A 1447-nucleotide genomic window follows, 5' to 3' on the forward strand; every position below is an offset into this window, starting at 1 on the left:
CTCCGGCACACCACCCGCAACACGAGCCCCGTACGCCACCGCCAGATCCCGACCCAACGGCACCAACGACCAACCATCCGCCGCAATATGATGCATCGTCAGCAACAACACCTGATCCTCGGCACCCAGCACGAACAACTCCGCCCGCACCGGCACCTCACACCCCAGATCGAACCCCCGGCCGGCCGCAGCCGACAACACCCCCTCAAGCTCCCCCGCACCCACCTCCACCACCGGCAACTCAAGCCCAACCCCCTCCAGCACCTCCTGCCACGGCACACCCCCCTCCTCCGGGAACACCGTCCGCAGACTCTCGTGACGCGCCACCACATCACCCAACGCCCACCGCAACGCCTCCCGGTCCACCACACCCCGCAGACGCAGCGCGTAGGGGAGGTTGTAGGCGGCGTTCCTGCTCTCCAGTCGGTTGAGGAACCACAGCCGGCGCTGGGCGAAGGACAGCGGAATGCGGTCGGGGCGGACAGCGGGGCGTACCGCGGGGCGGGCGGTCTCCGCGTCGCCGAGCCGCTCGGCCAGCGTGGCCACGGTGGGGGCCTCGAAGACGGTGCGGACGGCGAGTTCGACGCCGAGGGCGGTACGGATGCGGCTGACCAGACGCGTGGCGAGCAGCGAGTGTCCGCCCAGCGCGAAGAAGTCGTCGTCGATGCCGACCGAGGGCAGCGAGAGCACATCCGCGAAGAACCCGGCGAGCAGCTCCTCGTGCGGGGTGCGGGGTGCCCGGCCCGTGGTCGCGCCGGCGAGGTCGGGGGCGGGCAGCGCCCTGCGGTCCAGCTTGCCGTTGGGGGTCAGCGGGAACCGGTCGAGGGTGACGAAGGCGGCCGGGACCATGTAGTCGGGCAGTGAGCGGGCGGCCAGTTCACGCAGGCCGGCGGTGCCGGGGACGTCCTCTCCCGCGGCGGGTACGACGTAGGCGGCGAGGAGCGGGGAACCGGGGCGGTCCTCGCGGGCCACGACGGCGACCTGGGCCACCGCCGGGTGCGCGGCGAGGACGGACTCGATCTCACCGAGCTCGATCCGGAAGCCGCGGATCTTGACCTGGTGGTCGACGCGGCCGAGGTAGTCGACGTCTCCGTCGGCCCGCCTGCGGGCGAGGTCACCGGTGCGGTACATGCGGGCACCGGGGGGTCCGAAGGGGTCGGCGACGAACCGTTCGGCGGTCAGTCCGGGCCGGCCCCGGTAGCCGCGGGCCAGTCCCTCGCCGCCGATGTACAGCTCGCCCTCGTCGCTGGGGCGCAGCCGGTCGTCGAGGACGTACAGGGAGGTGTTCCAGATGGGGCCGCCGATGCTGGGCAGGACGGCGGCGTCCTCGATGCGCAGGGCGCTCGACCAGACGGTGGTCTCGGTGGGCCCGTACAGGTTGGTGACCTCCGCGCCGAGCGCGGCCATCGCGGAGGCGAGCGACGGCGGCAGCGCCTCGCCGCCGACC

The 1447-nt window shown here is 72.8% G+C and carries 1 protein-coding gene; it reads right to left on the reverse strand.

Annotated elements, in window-relative coordinates; genetic code table 11:
* Nucleotides 1-1447, reverse strand: a 1447-nt coding sequence (locus tag AB0H32_RS48345; RefSeq protein ID WP_361136126.1) for a condensation domain-containing protein, incomplete at both ends; no start/stop codon positions are given.

Source organism: Streptomyces sp. NPDC020362 (genome assembly GCF_040642095.1).
GTDB lineage: Bacteria > Actinomycetota > Actinomycetes > Streptomycetales > Streptomycetaceae > Streptomyces.